The sequence below is a fragment of the Dichotomicrobium thermohalophilum genome (assembly GCF_003550175.1).
In the GTDB taxonomy this organism is placed as follows: domain Bacteria; phylum Pseudomonadota; class Alphaproteobacteria; order Rhizobiales; family Rhodomicrobiaceae; genus Dichotomicrobium; species Dichotomicrobium thermohalophilum.
In genome coordinates this window covers 188,687-203,648 of the sequence record NZ_QXDF01000002.1, presented here as the reverse complement: position 1 = coordinate 203,648, position 14,962 = coordinate 188,687, and the positions used below count along the sequence as shown (strand labels likewise).

At 63.9% G+C, this 14,962-nt stretch carries 17 protein-coding genes; 7 read left to right on the top strand and 10 right to left on the bottom strand.

The genetic code is table 11. The annotated features are described in order from the left end of the window. Positions 1-154: 154 nt before the first annotated feature. The gene (panB, locus tag BXY53_RS10960) at positions 155-1,027 is read right to left on the bottom strand and encodes a 3-methyl-2-oxobutanoate hydroxymethyltransferase (protein WP_119062035.1); all 873 of its coding nucleotides are present in this window, start codon (positions 1,025-1,027) and stop codon (positions 155-157) included. 98 nt (positions 1,028-1,125) lie between these two features. Between panB and BXY53_RS10955 the strand changes: the two genes are divergently transcribed. Beyond that, positions 1,126-1,839 (top strand): GntR family transcriptional regulator, encoded by a 714-nt coding sequence (locus tag BXY53_RS10955; protein WP_119062034.1) that lies wholly within the window; start codon positions 1,126-1,128, stop codon positions 1,837-1,839. Between the two features lie 69 nt (positions 1,840-1,908). On the opposite strand, the gene BXY53_RS10950 is transcribed toward BXY53_RS10955, so the two are convergent. Both BXY53_RS10950 and BXY53_RS10945 read right to left on the bottom strand, forming a co-directional pair. Beyond that, positions 1,909-2,706, bottom strand: coding sequence for a sterol desaturase family protein (locus BXY53_RS10950; protein WP_119062033.1), 798 nt, complete (start codon positions 2,704-2,706; stop codon positions 1,909-1,911). A gap of 207 nt (positions 2,707-2,913) precedes the next feature. Continuing rightward, complete coding sequence (locus tag BXY53_RS10945; RefSeq protein ID WP_119062032.1) at positions 2,914-3,219, bottom strand: DUF6166 domain-containing protein; 306 nt, start codon at positions 3,217-3,219, stop codon at positions 2,914-2,916. 85 nt (positions 3,220-3,304) lie between these two features. On the opposite strand from BXY53_RS10945, the gene BXY53_RS10940 reads away from it, so the two are divergent. Together BXY53_RS10940 and BXY53_RS14165 are read left to right on the top strand one after the other, a co-directional pair. Next, positions 3,305-3,721 (top strand): hypothetical protein, encoded by a 417-nt coding sequence (locus BXY53_RS10940; RefSeq protein WP_119062031.1) that lies wholly within the window; start codon positions 3,305-3,307, stop codon positions 3,719-3,721. 36 nt (positions 3,722-3,757) lie between these two features. Beyond that, positions 3,758-3,934, top strand: a complete 177-nt coding sequence (locus BXY53_RS14165; protein ID WP_170144406.1) for a hypothetical protein — start codon at positions 3,758-3,760, stop codon at positions 3,932-3,934. A gap of 109 nt (positions 3,935-4,043) precedes the next feature. Here the strand turns inward: BXY53_RS14165 and BXY53_RS10935 are convergent, their stop codons facing one another. After that, a complete protein-coding gene (locus BXY53_RS10935; protein WP_170144422.1) occupies positions 4,044-4,652 on the bottom strand; it encodes a cysteine hydrolase family protein in 609 nt (202 codons plus the stop codon). Between the two features lie 374 nt (positions 4,653-5,026). Between BXY53_RS10935 and BXY53_RS10930 the strand changes: the two genes are divergently transcribed. From BXY53_RS10930 to BXY53_RS10915, 4 genes are all read left to right on the top strand, one after another. Continuing rightward, positions 5,027-6,517 (top strand): pyridoxal-phosphate dependent enzyme, encoded by a 1,491-nt coding sequence (locus tag BXY53_RS10930; RefSeq protein WP_119062029.1) that lies wholly within the window; start codon positions 5,027-5,029, stop codon positions 6,515-6,517. 79 nt (positions 6,518-6,596) lie between these two features. Further along, positions 6,597-7,568: a CoA transferase subunit A gene (locus BXY53_RS10925; RefSeq protein ID WP_119062028.1), complete on the top strand. Its 972-nt coding sequence runs from the start codon at positions 6,597-6,599 to the stop codon at positions 7,566-7,568. Beyond that, positions 7,561-8,334 (top strand): CoA-transferase subunit beta, encoded by a 774-nt coding sequence (locus BXY53_RS10920; RefSeq protein ID WP_119062027.1) that lies wholly within the window; start codon positions 7,561-7,563, stop codon positions 8,332-8,334. Before BXY53_RS10925 ends, BXY53_RS10920 begins: the two co-directional genes overlap by 8 nt. A 45-nt stretch (positions 8,335-8,379) precedes the next feature. Further along, a complete protein-coding gene (locus BXY53_RS10915; RefSeq protein WP_119062026.1) occupies positions 8,380-9,327 on the top strand; it encodes an LLM class flavin-dependent oxidoreductase in 948 nt (315 codons plus the stop codon). Here BXY53_RS10915 and cofH read toward each other — a convergent pair. Genes cofH through npdG form a run of 6 tightly spaced genes read right to left on the bottom strand, consistent with a single transcriptional unit; the run spans position 9,308 to position 14,908 of the window. Then, a complete protein-coding gene (cofH, locus tag BXY53_RS14395; RefSeq protein ID WP_342634974.1) occupies positions 9,308-10,750 on the bottom strand; it encodes a 5-amino-6-(D-ribitylamino)uracil--L-tyrosine 4-hydroxyphenyl transferase CofH in 1,443 nt (480 codons plus the stop codon). The genes BXY53_RS10915 and cofH overlap by 20 nt on opposite strands. Continuing rightward, on the bottom strand, positions 10,747-11,712 hold the full coding sequence (cofG, locus tag BXY53_RS14390) for a 7,8-didemethyl-8-hydroxy-5-deazariboflavin synthase CofG (RefSeq protein ID WP_342634973.1): 966 nt from the start codon (positions 11,710-11,712) through the stop codon (positions 10,747-10,749). Before cofG ends, cofH begins: the two co-directional genes overlap by 4 nt. Continuing rightward, positions 11,709-12,449 carry a 2-phospho-L-lactate guanylyltransferase gene (cofC, locus tag BXY53_RS10905; protein WP_119062025.1) on the bottom strand — a complete coding sequence of 247 codons (741 nt, stop codon included), beginning with the start codon at positions 12,447-12,449 and terminating at the stop codon, positions 11,709-11,711. The genes cofG and cofC overlap by 4 nt, the downstream gene beginning before the upstream one ends. Continuing rightward, positions 12,446-13,456 carry a 2-phospho-L-lactate transferase gene (gene cofD, locus BXY53_RS10900; RefSeq protein ID WP_119062024.1) on the bottom strand — a complete coding sequence of 337 codons (1,011 nt, stop codon included), beginning with the start codon at positions 13,454-13,456 and terminating at the stop codon, positions 12,446-12,448. Before cofD ends, cofC begins: the two co-directional genes overlap by 4 nt. After that, positions 13,453-14,214 (bottom strand): coenzyme F420-0:L-glutamate ligase, encoded by a 762-nt coding sequence (gene cofE, locus BXY53_RS10895; RefSeq protein ID WP_119062023.1) that lies wholly within the window; start codon positions 14,212-14,214, stop codon positions 13,453-13,455. The genes cofD and cofE overlap by 4 nt, the downstream gene beginning before the upstream one ends. A gap of 28 nt (positions 14,215-14,242) precedes the next feature. Further along, positions 14,243-14,908, bottom strand: a complete 666-nt coding sequence (gene npdG / locus BXY53_RS10890; protein WP_119062022.1) for an NADPH-dependent F420 reductase — start codon at positions 14,906-14,908, stop codon at positions 14,243-14,245. Between the last annotated feature and the right edge of the window lie 54 nt (positions 14,909-14,962).

The following is a 14,962-nucleotide window of genomic DNA, read 5'->3' as shown; positions in this document are numbered from 1 at the left end:
ACTTGTTTGTGAACGCTGTGAACTTGGCCCCTTGGAGCGGGTGCTTCTCGTTTTTGTGCTTTTTTCGCAAGTGAAAAGCTTTTTTCCTGTTGCTTGAGGTCTGCTGCTTTTTTTTGAGACGTTATACTTCTCGGGGACAGAGCGGGTCCCCGTTTTAAATTTGGCGACGCTTGGCGATTGCATCGGCGAACGCGTCGAGGACGTCCGGATCAGCGCCGTAAGAATGATCCTCGTCCGGGAACACGCCCTCCTTGACCTCCCTGACGTACTGGCTCAGGCCGTTGACCGCGACCTCGGTCAGGTTGGCGTAGCGCTTGGTGAACTTTGGCTTGAAGTCGGTGAAAACGCCAAGCAAATCGTACGACAACAAGATCTGCCCGTCCGTGCCCGCGCCGGCTCCGATGCCGATTGTCGGGATTTCGAGTTCCTGCGAAATCATTGCGGCGATCGGACCGGGCACGGCTTCGAATTCGAGCATGAAGCAGCCGGCGTCCTGGATCGCCAGGGCGTCCTCCAGGATCTTCATGGCCCCGTCGACGGTCCGCCCCTGAATCTTGAACCCGCCAAACATGGCGATGGTGTGCGGCGTCAGGCCTATATGGGAGGCCGTCGGGATACCTGCGTCCACCAGCGCCTTGAGAATATGCGCCTGCGACCGGCCGCCTTGCGGCTTCACGGCGTCGCAGTCGGCGTCCTGCATGAAACGCGTGGCGTTCGTCAGGGCGCGGTCAACAGTGTTGTAGCTCTGGTAGGGCATGCAGCCGAGGACGAAAGTGTTGGGCGCGCCGCGCCTGACGGCCTGCGCGTGCATGACCATCATATCCATCGTGGCGGGGATCGTGCTCTTGTGGCCATGGGCAACCATCGCCAGCGAATCGCCGACAACGCACACGTCGACGCCCGCCTTCTCCGCCCAGGACGCGGAGGTGTAATCCGGAACGGAGGTGTACACCATCCGTTCGCCGGTTTTCTTGGAATTGCGAATTTCCGTGATTGTGCGCTTCTTTCGTTCCGCCGCGTCCGCCATGCTTGATCAACCCATAACCGACAAATGATATATTAGTTAGCACCGATTAAATATGTGTCGTCAAGTCAGCGCTTCGCGGAAAGGAGAGAAGGTTCGGAATGTCGGAAACGGAAGGCGCGGTATCAGGCCCATCGACAGAAGGCGCAACGCTGACCGAGGTGGCCTACAGAGAAATCGAGGAGCGCATCGTCACGCTCAGATTGCTGCCCGGTGAAGTCCTGTCGGAGGCGCGGCTGGTCTCGACCCTCGGCATCGGCCGCACGCCGATCCGCGAAGCGCTCCAGCGTCTCGCGCGAGAAGGGCTTGTTGTAATCATGCCGCGGCGGGGTGTGGTCGTCTCGGAGATCAACGTCAAGAAACAGCTGGAATTGCTGCTGGTTCGCCGCGAGCTGGAGCGGCTGATGGCGCGGCTGGCGGCCCGGCGCGCGACGAACGAGGAACGCGAGCACTTCGCCCGGATTGCGGCCGACATGCGCGAAAGCGCCGACGCCAACGACGATGTCATGTTCATGCGCCTGGACGGCGAGCTGAACCACCTCCTGTCGGAGACCTGCCGCAACGCCTACGCGCAGGGCGCCATGTCTCTCATGCAGGGCCTCTCCCGCCGCTTCTGGTACGTCCATTACAAGCAGGTGCTGGACCTGCCGAAATGCGCCAGCCTCCATGCCGATCTGGCCGATGCGATCGCCTCAGCCGATGAGGAGGCGGCCGCACTGGCCTCGGACCGTCTGATCGACTACCTCGAAACCTTCACGCGCGCCTCGCTTGATGCACCGCCGCAGATCCAAGGCGCGAAGGTCAGTCCAAGCTAGCGGCGACAGCATTTGAAAAAGCCCGCCTCTACACGGAGGCGGACTTCCTCCTCTGATGTGTCCTGCGCGCTACTCAGCAGCCTTCAGCCCGCTGTCCTTGTCCTTACGTACGCGCGGTGTCGCCGAGGTCTTTCGCATGTCTTTCTTCACGAACTGGTTGTCGTATCCGTTGAAGATATGGCCGATAAGGCCCCTGTTCAGGTCCGACGTACCAAAGAGCCAGTCCATGATGGGGAATGTGAGGTTCATGTTTCGCTCCATCATGATGTTCTGGTCATGATGCGCGGTGTGGTGCCGCCGGATCGTGTTTACGAACGGCATGTTGCGCACAAACCAGTTCTCATCCACGTGGCAGCAGAAGTGCATGAACTCGTAGATCAGATACATGGACGTTGTCGTCGTGATGAACAGCCAGCCGACATTCGGCGACAGCGCCCAGCCGAGGAACAGCGCCGCAGGGATCGACATCAGCGTGAAGACGACGAGCGCATACGGCGGGAAGAAGGTCACGCGCCAGTCGTGATGATCCGCGAAGCGCATCTCGGTGTCGGTGAAGAACTGGTGATGCATCAGCGTGTGGCGCGAATAGACCGCCCGGAACAGCGGGATCTTCGAGGGCCGGTGCATGATGTAGCGATGAAGCCACCATTCGAAGAAGTTGCAGACCAGGAATGTCACGGGAACGGTCAGCAACTCGAGAGCCGTAACGGCCGTGATATTGGAAAGGTAGATGTAAAGCGCAGTGAAGCCGATCGTGTAAATGATGATGACGTGAAGCCAGCCATTGTACCACCCCGCGACCCGCGACCGGTACGTTTCCCGATACGCCCGCTGGCGGTCCGTCATCTCGGTATTTGCAAGTTCCATGTCCAACCTCCCTGAGCAGAGCGAGGCGGGGCGCACCGATTGCCGGCAACCTGCCCCCTGAAATCCGATCGCGGGGCCAAGCACCCCGCGGTGACCGCGGACAGCCGCGCGCGTCATCGAGGAGCCTGCGCGAATGGCCTCGCAGCAACCCTCATACTAACTGATATATCAGTTGTGTTCAACTGGAGGACCGTATCAACCACATGATTAGGACGTGCCCTCGCTCAAGGCGTCGATGGCCTCGTCAATGTCGTCGCTGGTAAGGACCCATTCGTTGGAAAAATTAGCCACAACCTCCTCCATGAAAGGCTCGTAGAGTCGCAGCGCCTTTTCCTCGTCGCCCAGGTGATCCACGAGGATCGCCAGCGACAACTGCGCCGAAGCCGGGCCCTCGAAGCTCCATTCGAAGCCGTCGTCGCTCAACGCCTTGACGTCCAGGCGCTGCGGCAGCGGCTCGTCATTAACGGTCACGACCACGCCGTCGATCGTGCGATCGCCTTTGTAGACCTTCATTCGCCTCCTCCCCATACGGACCAAGCACGGGCTTTCTTGCCACTGATATATGAACTGTATATCATAGCGCGACGAACTCAAGAATATGGCATTTGTCGTGGATGCAATCGAGCCGAACTGGACCGCACTGATCGTTTTCGCCGCCGTCTGGGGCGTCGGCTGCGCCGGCCTTTTCTATCTTATCGGGATCCTGCCGCTCAGCGCCGCTCCTGCCGAGGTTCGCCGCGGCGCGGGGCCGATGCTGGTTCTGACCAGTGTCGGCTTGGTGGGCGCTTTATTGGTCTTCTCGCTGTTGTTCGCGTTTGCCGAGTTGCGCTGGACATCTCTGGTGGTAGCCGGCGGGATGGTCTTTCTGTTTTCGCCTTTTGTCATTCAAGACCTCCCCGAGAAATTGAAAGATAACAAGGCCGGGCTGTCGATCGTTTTGGTTTTGACGCTTGCCGGACTGTTTTTGCTTTATTTCGTGGATGGCGTGGCAAGCGTGCGGTCAATGTTCGCTTAATGCTTGCCCGGCCTGGCTGACTTCAGGGAGGAAAGAGTGCCGGTTAAAATAAAGATCGGTTTTTCGATCGTCGTGCTCATGGTCGCCGTAGCAGGCTATTTTTTCCTGCAGTGGCTCGGACAGGACTTCACGCCTTATCTCGCACTTTTTCTGGGTGCTTTTTGCATTTTTGCGTTCTGGGTGTTCCCTGAGGTTTCGCACAAGAAAAAGTGACTCGCTGCAAAGCATGTGCCGTTGCGGGCGGTTCTGATGGATGCTTCGCTGCGATCACCGTTTGGCGAAGGCGGTGCTTTGAAGATTGGGGCCCGCTCGCGAAACGGGCCTAACGCGCCCAATCGAGGCAGTCCAGCGTCGTGACAACGCCCCCGGCTGCGCTGAGTTCGCTTGTGACGGCTCGGACGCGCGAGGGCCCTTCGGCACATACGGCATGGCTACTGCTGCGGCTCCCGGTCAAGTCTTCCAGCAATATGACCCGATCCGTCCCAGCGCCGCTTGCAGGCTCGAAAAACCCCAGGACGGCCTTGCGGACACAACTTGTCAGAATGAACCCGATTATGAGGAAGGTGTGGCGCCCGTCCCGCTTTAACCTGTCGACGCACGACCTGAACGCCGGCGCTTTCCAGGCATCCATGCACGGCTTGTCGACACGGTACCAGTGCGGCCGCGGGTTCAGTCCCGCGATGAGCGCGCAGTCGGTATTTGCCCCGGGCAAGCACAGGCCGTGCAGGGGGTCGGCGGCGTCACCCGGCGCGAACTGGCCCGGCGCATAGCGCGATGTCACGAGCACGACAGCGACATCGTCAGGAAGCCGCTCCAGAAATGCTGTCAGGCGTGCAGCAGCCCGGTGCAGCGTCGCCGTTTCTTCGAGGCCGTACTTTCGCGCCAGACTGCCATCCGGCGAACAGAAGCCGACCTGTGGGTCAATGACCATCACGCATGCTGAGCGGGGATCAACGGTAATCGTCTCCGGAGCGGCTGCAGGTCTGGGCGTCGAGCTCATGCTGGAGCCAAAATTCCTGGCACTCGGCGAGGCGAAACGCCCCCCGCCTCGGCGAACCACATACTTGTGAGCTAAGTCCCTTTTCGGATCGTGCAATGCTCGTTCAGAAGGCCAATGCACTGTCGCGCCCACTCTTGCTGCGGAACGCTGCGGCCTCTGGGTGCGAGCAGCGCCGCCTTGTCGCCCCTGGGCACGACGAGAAAATTTGTTGCCTTGCGGGACCGCCAAAGGCTAATTTGTACTAATAGTAGTATGATAAGCAAACTTGCCAGGCCATCCGGTCCGGCCCGTGTTGGGATCGACCCATGGGACCATTCAACTTTCCGACCCAGATTGACGATGCGCGCGTCTACGGCCGCGCCGTTGAGTGGCTGAAATCCCGCAACGTCCTCCTTCCCACGTTCTCCCAGCTTCGCAACCCGCACACGATCCCCGCTGACATCGAGGAGCAGCTTGCCACCATTTCGCCGGACGATGCTCATCCGCTCAACCTGTTTCGTGTTCATTGGTACAACGATGTCTCACGCAGCGGGCGCGCCGAGGTGCCGGTTCATCTCGAACTGCCGAAAAGCCTGACCGGCGTGAACGCGCGCATCGTCGTGGCGATCGGGGCGCTGTTTCCGATGATCACGGCGCACAAGGTGCTTGCCGCCTATTCCTGCCTCGTGCCGCGGATCGTGACCGGCCGCTTCGATCCCGCGCATCATCGGGCCGTGTGGCCCTCCACCGGGAACTACTGCCGCGGCGGCATCGCGATCTCGCGCATTCTCAACTGCCATGGCGTCGCCGTGCTGCCGCAGGGCATGAGCCGCGAGCGCTTTGCCTGGCTGGAACAATGGGTGACGGACCCGGCCGATATCGTGCGCACCCCGGGTACCGAGAGCAACGTCAAGGAAATCTACGACGCCTGCGCCGAGCTGGAGCGCGACGAGACTAATGAGATCATCAACCAGTTCAGCGAGTTCGGCAATTACGCCGGACACTACACGGTCACGGGCGGCGCGCTGGAGCACGTCTTCGAATCGCTAAAGGCGAAGGACCCCAATCTCGAACTCGCCGCGTTTGTCGCCGCCAGCGGCTCATCGGGCACGCTCGCGACGGGCGACTACCTGAAGCAGCAACTCGGCTCGCGAACAGCGGTCGTCGAGCCGGTGGAGTGCCCCACCCTGCTCTATAACGGCTACGGCGAGCACAACATCCAGGGCATCGGCGACAAGCATCTGCCACTCATTCATAACGTGATGAACACGGACTTCTTCGTCGCCGTCAGCGACCGGGCGACGGACGGGCTGAACGCGGTGTTCAACAGCGATGAGGGCAAACGCTACCTCGCCGACAGCATGAATGTGCCGGCCGAGACGGTCGCGAAGCTCGCATGGCTCGGCTTTTCCGCGATTGCCAACGTTCTCGCAGCCATCAAGCTGGCGAAGTATCTCGGTCTTGGCCCGGACGATGTCGTGATGACCGTGGCGACCGACGGCGCCGATCTCTACGAGAGCGAGCTTGCCGCCTATTACGCTCGGAACTTCCCGGAGGGCGTCACGGCCCGAGACGCGGCGGCGATCTGCGGCGAGCATCTTGCCGGGCAGGACACCTCCCACCTGCTGGAAGCCTCGCATACGGACCGCCGCCGTATCTTCAATCTCGGCTACTTCACCTGGGTCGAGCAGCAGAACATCGACCTGGCGGACTTCGACAAGCGCGCGGACCAGGCGTTCTGGCGCGATCTGCAGGCGCTCGTGCCCATCTGGGACGAACTAATCACCGCATTCAACAAGGAAACCGGCCTCGGTTAGCACGCCCGGCAGCGATTGGCTCTCTCGAGGCCTTGCAGCCGGGCGCGCCACTGAACCGATTGGGGGAAAGCAGCAAGTCATGGACCAGAACCCTCTAGTGAAATCCTATCTCGATCTCCGGGCCGAAACCGAGGCGCGTGATCGCGGCCTGCGCGAAAAGGTCATGTCGCTGTCCGAGGCGGCCTCGCTGGTGCATGACGGCGAGCATCTGGCCGTGGGCGGTTGCACGATGTCGCGCACGCCGATGGCGATGATCTGGGCGCTCGTGCGCGCGGGGCGAAAGGACCTGACCGTCTCGCGCAGCATCGTGTCGTCCGAGGGCGACATTTTTTATGGCTCCGGGGTCTCGCCCCACATCATCACGAGCTGGTTCAGCCAGGGCATCGTCTGGGGCGTCTCGAAGGTGATGCGCCACTACACCGAGAACCGCCTCGCCCGCTTCGACGAGTGGAGCCACATGTCGATCGGGCTGCGCTACCGCGCGGGCGCGATGGGCGTGCCCTTCATGCCGGTGCGCTCCATGATCGGCTCCGACGTCGCCAAGCGCCGCGGCGACGAGGTCAAGACGATGGAATGCCCGTTCACCGGCGAAACGGTGATGCTGCTGCCCGCGCTCAACCCGGATGTCGCGATCATCCACGTGCAGCGCGCGGACTGCTACGGCAATGCGCAGCTCGACGGGCTTCAGTTCATGGACATCGACATGGCCATGGCCGCCAAGCGCGTGATCCTGACGACCGAGCGCATCATCACCAACGAGCGGATCCGCCGCACGCCGGACCAGACGCGCATTCCCTTCTTCACCGTGGACGCGGTGGTGGAAGCCCCGTTCGGCTGCGCGCCCCATGAGTGCTACGGCGTTTACGAGCCGTTCTTCGATCATCTCGACGCCTACGCCAAGCGCGTCGCGAGCGACCCGGTCGCGGGCATCAAATCCTATCTCGACGAGTATTTCCACGAACCGGAGGAATGGACCGATTACCTCGCCAAGCTGGGGGTGAAAGACATGCTCGATGCGAGCCGGCGCGGACGGAGTATCTACAATGACTGAGCGATCGCATTACACCGCATCGGAGCTGCTGGCCGTGATGAGCGCACGGCTCCTTCATGACGGCCAGATCGTGTTCGCGGGCGTGGGTATCCCGCTTCTGGCGGCGACGCTGGCACAGCGTTTGCACGCCCCCGGCCTGACGATCCTGTTCGAAGGCGGCGTGGTCGGTCCGTTCGTGGTGCCCGGCGAGCTTCCGCCGTCCACGAACGAACAGCGCTGCACCCGGCGCGCCAACATGGTGATGCCGATCACCGACGTGCTGCTGCTGCTCCAGCGCGGCTACGTGGATGTCGGCTTCATGGGCGGCGCGCAGATTGACCGCTTCGGCAACCTCAACAGCTCCTTCATTGGTGATCCAGACGACCCGAAGACCCGGCTGCCCGGCACCGGTGGCGGCAACGACATCTCCAGTCTGACGCAGATGATCGTGGCCATGAAGCACGAGAAGCGCCGCTTCGTCTCCGAAGTGGATTTCATCACGAGTCCCGGTTTCATCAGCGGTGGCGACAGCCGCGCGCAGTCCGGCCTGATCTCCGGGGGGATGTATCGCGTCGTGACAGACCTCGCCGTGCTCGGCTTCGACAAGGACACGCGCGAGATGTGCGTGCTCGGGCTGCATCCGGGCGTGAGCGCGGAAGAGGTACAGGACAACACCGGGTTCGACCTGCATATCCCCTCCGACGTGCCCCGGACCCAGCCGCCGGAGTCCAATGAGCTCGCCGTGCTGCGCGAACTGGACCCGGACAGGCTCTACACCGCCAACTGAACCGGCGAGCGCTGCCCTCGCCTTCGCCCCGACAGGAGTTGATCAATGGCCAAGAAACCGATCTCTTTTGGAGTTGCGATGCGCAACTTCCAGACCTACCCGGAACTTCCCGACGCGCAGAAGCTCATCAACTACGGCGTGCGCATGGAGGAGCTCGGCTTCGAGTCGCTCTGGGTCTGGGACCACATCCTGCTGGGTGTCGATCCGCATTTCCCGATCATCGACTCTCTGTCGCTGCTGACGGCCGTGGCCGCGCGCACCAGCAAGATCAAGCTGGGCACGGGCATCCTCGTCCTGCCGCTGCGCAACCCGGTGGTGCTCGCCAAGCAACTCGCCAGCATGGACCAGATTTCCGGCGGACGGCTCGTGCTGGGCATGGCCAGCGGCTGGTACAAGCGCGAGTTCGACGCCGTCGGCATCGACTTCCACAAGCGCGGCAAGATCATGGACCAGAACCTAGAGATCATGCAGCGGCTGTGGGAAGAGGACATGGTGGCGGGCGAGTATCCGCCGCATAACCTGCGCAACGCTGTCATGTTCCCCAAGCCCGTCCAGCGCCCGCGCCCGACGATCCTGATCGGCGGTTATGCCGACAAGGTCCTAAAGCGGGCCGCGACGGCCAGCGATGGCTGGCTGACCTACTTCTACACCCCCGAAGGCTTCAAGGAGGACTGGGCGAAGATCTGCAATTTCGCCGAGGAAGGCGGCATCGACCCGGCGAGCCTCAACGCGACCAACCAGCTTCCGATCATGGTCGGTCGGCGCAGCGAGGTGGAAGGCCCGATGCGCGAATGGCTCGACGCGGAATGGGACTTCGCCTCGTGGAGCAAGTCGACGCCGGAAAGCGCGATCATGGGCACGCCTGAGGAGTGCGTCGAGCAGTTGCAGGAACACATCGACGCGGGCATCGACCGCATCATCTTCGTGCCCTACAAGTATCAGGACGAACAGGTCGACGCGATCGCCAAGGACATCATTCCGCGGCTGTCGTGAAGCGCGCCTGCGCCGGTCCGCGGTCCCGCGGATCGGTATTGACCAGCGAATAGTCGGTGCGCCGCTGATGCGGAATCCGCCCGCTTGCGCGGATCAGGGTTTCGATATCGGCGGCGCGCAGTTCCTGTCCATGGCTGGCGCCCGCTGCACGCGTGATCGACTCGTTCATCAGCACGCCCCCGAAGTCGTTGGCACCCGCATCGAGACACAGCGCCGCGCCCTGCCGGCCCATCTTCACCCAGGACGCCTGGATATTCGCGATACCTGGCGAGAGGACCAGCCGGGCGACCGCGTGCATCAGCACGGCCTCGCGGAAGGTCGGGCCGGGCCGCGCCTGTCCGCGCAGATAGATCGGCGCTTCCATGTGGACGAAGGCCAGCGGCACGAACTCCGTGAAGCCGCCCGTGCGCGCCTGCAGATCGCGAAGACGCAGCAGGTGATTGGCCCAGTGGACGTAGGAATCGACGTGCCCGAACATGATCGTGGACGTGCTTTTCAGCCCTACCTCGTGGGCTGTTCGCATGACCTCCAACCACTGCGCCGTGTTGATCTTGTCCGCGCAGAGAATGTCGCGCACCTCGTCATCGAGCACCTCCGCCGCCGTGCCCGGCAGGCTGGCGAGCCCCCCATCCTTCAGGCGGCGCAGGTAGTCGCTCAGCGGCAGGCCGAGCGAGGTTGCGCCGTGCCAGACCTCAAGCGGGGAAAATGCGTGGACGTGAATGTCCGGCACCGCCGTCTTCACCGCATCGAGGATCGCCAGATAGGTTTCGCCGGTATAGCCGGGGCGAATACCGCCTTGCAGGCAGACCTCCGTTGCACCGCGCTGCCAGGCTTCTCGCGCCCGCCCCGCGATCTCGTCAAGCGGCAGGTCATACGGCTTGTCACGGTGCTGCTGGCTCAGGCGTCCCTTGGAAAACGCGCAGAAGCCGCAGCCATAGGTGCAAATGTTGGTGTAGTTGATGTTGCGGTTGACGACGTAGGTGACGGCGTCGCCGGACTGTTCAGCGCGCAGGCGGTCGGCGGCCTCGCAGACGGCAGCGAAGTCATCGCCGCGGGCATCGAACAGCCCGGCGACCTCCTCGCGCGTGAGGCTTTCGCCGCCCTCGGCGCGGCTGAGGGCGCGCGCGATGTCCGGCGACACTGGCGTCGCCCTGCCCGCGCGCGACAGCGCCGCCGTCGCCCATCGCGGTGCGGCGTCGCTGGCCCCCGCGTACCAGTCATCTTCGCGCGCATTGAGGTCCGTCCCGCACATACGCAGCGTTTGTGATCGCATTTCGGGGGCAATCCAGCGCTCGGGGTCGGCAGCATATTCGCGATAGATGGGCAGCCGCTCGGTGAGCGTGCGCCCGGTTTCGCGGGTCGCCTCCGCCAGCCGGTCGAGATGGGGCCACGGCGCTTCCGGGTTTACGTGATCGGGCGTCACGGGCGAGACACCCCCCAATCGTTCAGCCCAGCGCGCACGAGCGGTGCGAGACCTTCTGGGCGCAGGTTCGGCGGTGACTGGATATTCATCTGCGGCCCGAACATCAGCCGCGCGACCGCGATGGTCCAGACCTGCTCATCCAGCGCGGGTTCCGCCGCGGCGCTCATCCGCGTCCCGGGCTTGGCGCGGAAGTTCTGGACGATCACTTCCTGGATATGGCCGTACTGCTCATGCAGCGCGCGAATCGCCAGCAGCGTCTCGATGCGCTCGCGCCGTGTCTCGCCGATGCCGATCAGGATGCCGGTGGTGAACGGCACGCCGGCGCGTCCTGCGGCCGCGATCGTCTCAAGCCGCGCCTTCGGCGCCTTGTCGGGCGAACCGTAATGCGGACCGCCCGGCTCGCAGAGCCGCTCGGAAGCAGATTCCAGCATGATGCCCTGTGACACCGAGACCCGGCGCAGCCGCCGCATGGTGTCCTCGTCCATCAGTCCGGGATTGAGATGCGGCAGCAGCCCCGTCTCCTCGATCACGCGGCGCGCGGCCTGTTCGAGATAATCGAGCGTCGTGGCAAAGCCCATCGCGTCGAGCGCCTCGCGCGCGGCGCGATAGCGCAGTTCCGGCTTGTCCCCCAGCGTGAACAGCGCTTCGTTGCAGCCCGCGTCCGCCCCGGCGCGCGCGATCTCCAGCACTTCGTCCTCGCTGAGGAAAGCGGGCGTGCCGTCGCGCGGCGGGTGGGCGAAGGTGCAGTAATGGCAGACGTCCCGGCAGAGCTTCGTGAGCGGGATGAACACCTTTTTGGAATAGGTGATCGCGTGGCCGTGCCCTGCAAGGCAGAGCGCTTCGGCCGCCTCGCTGAGTGCCTGGGGCGTCGCGATATCAAGAAGGGCAAGCGCCTCCGCATCGCTCAGCCGCTCACCGTTGCGCGCAAGAGCCAAGCTCTGCTCTGCCGATCGCGTCATCATAGCGTTTCCTCGCTGTCGGCCTGAAATTGATACGTCGTAGAGGAAGCCCCACGCAGCCGGGCCGTTTCGCCGCCGAAATTCACAGAACCCAGCCTCCCGCGGGGAACGCGCCCAGAATCGCGCAGGAAATCGTAGCGCCCCGCGCAATCGCGGACCGCGAGTTCGTGGAGATCCGTTGGGAGATCGATATCCCGGCCGATCCCGGTCAACCGCAAGCTGCACGCCGTCAGGCCGCGCGCCTTCGCCTGGGCGAGATGCCGGGCATGACTGCACATGCCGAACAGCGGCGCAAAATCCACGCCTGCCGCCATCGCCAGCGCATTGGTACCGAGCCCGTCATGCGCCGGAACCACCGCGATGTCGTGCCCGGCGTCCAGAGCTTGCAGCACTGTCGAGAATTCATCCGCGCTCGCCAGCGGGATGTCGCCCGGCACAATCAGGAGCCGCTGGGCGCCACCTCGCCGCACGCGGACGCAGGCGCGCGCAATGGCCGGGTTGAGGCCGCGCATGGCTCGTTCGCGGATGACACTGACGCCCCGCGCCTCTGCCAGTTCGGAAATCGTTTCATCCGGCGTCACGACCAGCGTGGATGACACGGCCTGACAGGCTCGCAACGCTGCGAGGACATCCTCGAACATGGTGACCACCAGCCGTTGTCGTGTCTCGTCGGGCAGCACATCGGCGAGGCGCGACTTCGCGCGTTGCAAACTGGACATCGGAAGGATGGCGACGGTCATACCGCACCTCCAGCGTGCCGATCCGCGTTGGCCGCGCGAGCGAGTTGGTGGCAGCACCCGATGACGAAGCGCGCCAGCTCGATCCTGTCACGCTCGCTGGTCATGACCGATCCCGTCGTCCAGGTCGGGACCGCGAGCGGCGCATCCTTCAGCGCCTGCGCGTCCGCATCATCGGCCACCATGCCGTCGAGCAACGCACCGTAGTGCTCGGCCACGCTCCCGACGCTCGGGGCCACACCAAGTTCCCTCATGATCTTGGCCGTGGGTCCCTTGATCGCCGCGCCGCCCACGATCGGGCTGACGGCAACGAGAGGAACCCTGCGGGCTTCGAGGGCGGCGCGAAGCCCCGGAATGGCCAGAAGGGGATCGACGCTGAGATACGGATTGGATGGGCAGACGATGATGCCGGCCAGATCATCATGCGCCAATGCCGCAAGCACCCCGGGCGCCGGCTGTGCGACGTGGGCACCTTCGAAGGTGATTTCGGAGACGGCAGGCCCGCTCTTGCGGCGAACGAAATAGTCCTGGAAGGCAAGCCGGCCCTCGTCGGTGCTCACCATGGTGCGGACCGGATCATCGCTCATGGGCACCACGGCATGGTCGATACCGAGGCGCTGACAGACATGCGCGCAGACTTCGGACAGTGACTCCCCCGCCCTCAGGCGATGGGTGCGCGCGACATGCATGGCGAGGTCGCCATCACCGAGCTGGAACCAGTCCGGCTCGCCCAAGTCCGACAGCACGCGCATGAAGGTCCATGTCTCCCCCGCACGGCCCCAGCCCGTTTCCGGATTGGCGAGACCCGAAAGCGTGTAGATGACGGTGTCGATATCCGGGGAGATGTGCAGGCCGAGATGCTCGAAATCGTCGCCGGTGTTGACCACGATCGTGAGCCGTCCGGGCGACAGCACCTGCGCCAGGCCATAGGCGAGCTTGGCCCCGCCAACGCCGCCGCAAAGGGCGACGTAGCTGCCCGATGGCGTGTCTGTGTGGTCTGGCCCGCTCAACGGAACATATCCTCCTGCTTCGGTCGGATGAGGGCGCTGGCGGGAAGCGATGTGTCGCGCGGCCAGTCCAGCCCGCTCACGAGCACCGCCGGACAGCCTTCGGCCCCTTCGCCCATCACGAGGCCAGCCGCGGAGGCGATGGAGTCAGCATAGCCGAGCATCGTGACTTCCAGCGGACGGCCGTAAAGGTCGCGCGCCCCACGCCGGTCCAGGAGCGCGGGCAGGCCCGCCGCGCCAATCGCGAGCCCGACCGTCCCGTTGCGCCAGGCGCGGCCGACGCTGTCGGAGATGACAACGGCAGGGGACTCACCATACCGCTCCAGAAGGCGCGTGCGCAGGGCCTCGGCGGAGGCGTCGGGATCGCGCGGAAGCAACAGCACGAGATCGGCATCCACATTGGAGCGGTCGATGCCCGCATTCGCCATGACGATCCCATGATGCGTTTCGACGACGATCACGCCCGGCCGGTAACGCACGACCTCGACGGATTCCGCGAGCACCGCCTCGACGAAACGCGGGTCCTTGCCCGTCGCGGCCGCCAGCTCATACGCGCGCGGTCCCGGCGTCAGGCTGTCGAGCCGCAGAAAGCGGCCCTCGGTCTTGGAGACCACTTTCTGGGCGACGACGAGGACATCGCTAGCTTTTGCTTCAAAGCCGGCACGGTCCATTCCCACGCAGATATGGCCCGCAAGATCGTCGCCTTCGGCGATCAGGGGGATGCCCTCAAGCGCGGCGATCGTCACCTTTTGCGGGACCATGTCCGTCTCTCACATCACCCTTGCAGCGTCACTCCGCCGCGATGCCGGTTATTTGGATGCCCGCCCCGTCGACCTTGTAGCGCTTGTTGATACCGATGAGAATCGAGGTCAGGGCTTCCGCCGCCACGGCGTTGTCGAGCGGCCCGGCGTGAATACCGCGCAGGCCCGCCGCCTCGGCGAGTTCCACGACAGGCCCGCGATCGTCCGGCTCACCGAACACAAGAACGTCGCAGTCCACCGGCGCGTCGCGCTGGAGCTTGTGCGCGGCGACATTGTGAAAGGCGCTCACGAGGCGCGCGCCATCGCCCAGAATGCGCCGGGCGCGCGCGGCGGCCGAGCCTTCGGGCGGCAACTGGACGCGCATAACCTTGGGCGGCACGAGCGGGACGGTCGTATCAACCACGATCTTGCCCGCCGATGCAGCCTTGATGTCCTCAAGCATCTGCTCCTGGCTGACGAAGGGCACCGTCACCACGACGAGATCGGCAGCGCCAGCGGCCGATGCGTTGTCCATACCGGCGGGCCGCGGCGCGTCTTCGGGCAGTGCCATTTCCGCCGCCGCGGTCTCGGCCCGTTCTGCTGCGCGAGAGCCGATAATGATATGATACCCCGCCATCGCCCAGCGCCGCGCCAGTGCCGAACCCAGCGCGCCGGTGCCGCCGATCACGCCGACCCTTGGTCTGCTTTCACTCATTTGCGTTCCTGTCTTTCATGATTGGCCGGCCGACCGGCTGCCTTCTGTCCCGCC

What these genes read in the sequence shown, in the direction of transcription:
- npdG (WP_119062022.1), bottom strand. Translation starts at nt 14,908, where the DNA reads ATGAGTGAAAGCAGACCAAGGGTCGGCGTGATCGGCGGCACCGGCGCG.
- cofE (WP_119062023.1), bottom strand. Translation starts at nt 14,214, where the DNA reads ATGGTCCCGCAAAAGGTGACGATCGCCGCGCTTGAGGGCATCCCCCTG.
- cofG (WP_342634973.1), bottom strand. Translation starts at nt 11,712, where the DNA reads ATGATGACGCGATCGGCAGAGCAGAGCTTGGCTCTTGCGCGCAACGGT.
- BXY53_RS10930 (WP_119062029.1), top strand. Translation starts at nt 5,027, where the DNA reads ATGGGACCATTCAACTTTCCGACCCAGATTGACGATGCGCGCGTCTAC.
- BXY53_RS10915 (WP_119062026.1), top strand. Translation starts at nt 8,380, where the DNA reads ATGGCCAAGAAACCGATCTCTTTTGGAGTTGCGATGCGCAACTTCCAG.
- BXY53_RS10955 (WP_119062034.1), top strand. Translation starts at nt 1,126, where the DNA reads ATGTCGGAAACGGAAGGCGCGGTATCAGGCCCATCGACAGAAGGCGCA.
- panB (WP_119062035.1), bottom strand. Translation starts at nt 1,027, where the DNA reads ATGGCGGACGCGGCGGAACGAAAGAAGCGCACAATCACGGAAATTCGC.
- BXY53_RS10945 (WP_119062032.1), bottom strand. Translation starts at nt 3,219, where the DNA reads ATGAAGGTCTACAAAGGCGATCGCACGATCGACGGCGTGGTCGTGACC.
- BXY53_RS10940 (WP_119062031.1), top strand. Translation starts at nt 3,305, where the DNA reads ATGGCATTTGTCGTGGATGCAATCGAGCCGAACTGGACCGCACTGATC.
- BXY53_RS10935 (WP_170144422.1), bottom strand. Translation starts at nt 4,652, where the DNA reads ATGGTCATTGACCCACAGGTCGGCTTCTGTTCGCCGGATGGCAGTCTG.
- cofC (WP_119062025.1), bottom strand. Translation starts at nt 12,449, where the DNA reads ATGACCGTCGCCATCCTTCCGATGTCCAGTTTGCAACGCGCGAAGTCG.
- BXY53_RS10920 (WP_119062027.1), top strand. Translation starts at nt 7,561, where the DNA reads ATGACTGAGCGATCGCATTACACCGCATCGGAGCTGCTGGCCGTGATG.
- BXY53_RS10925 (WP_119062028.1), top strand. Translation starts at nt 6,597, where the DNA reads ATGGACCAGAACCCTCTAGTGAAATCCTATCTCGATCTCCGGGCCGAA.
- BXY53_RS10950 (WP_119062033.1), bottom strand. Translation starts at nt 2,706, where the DNA reads ATGGAACTTGCAAATACCGAGATGACGGACCGCCAGCGGGCGTATCGG.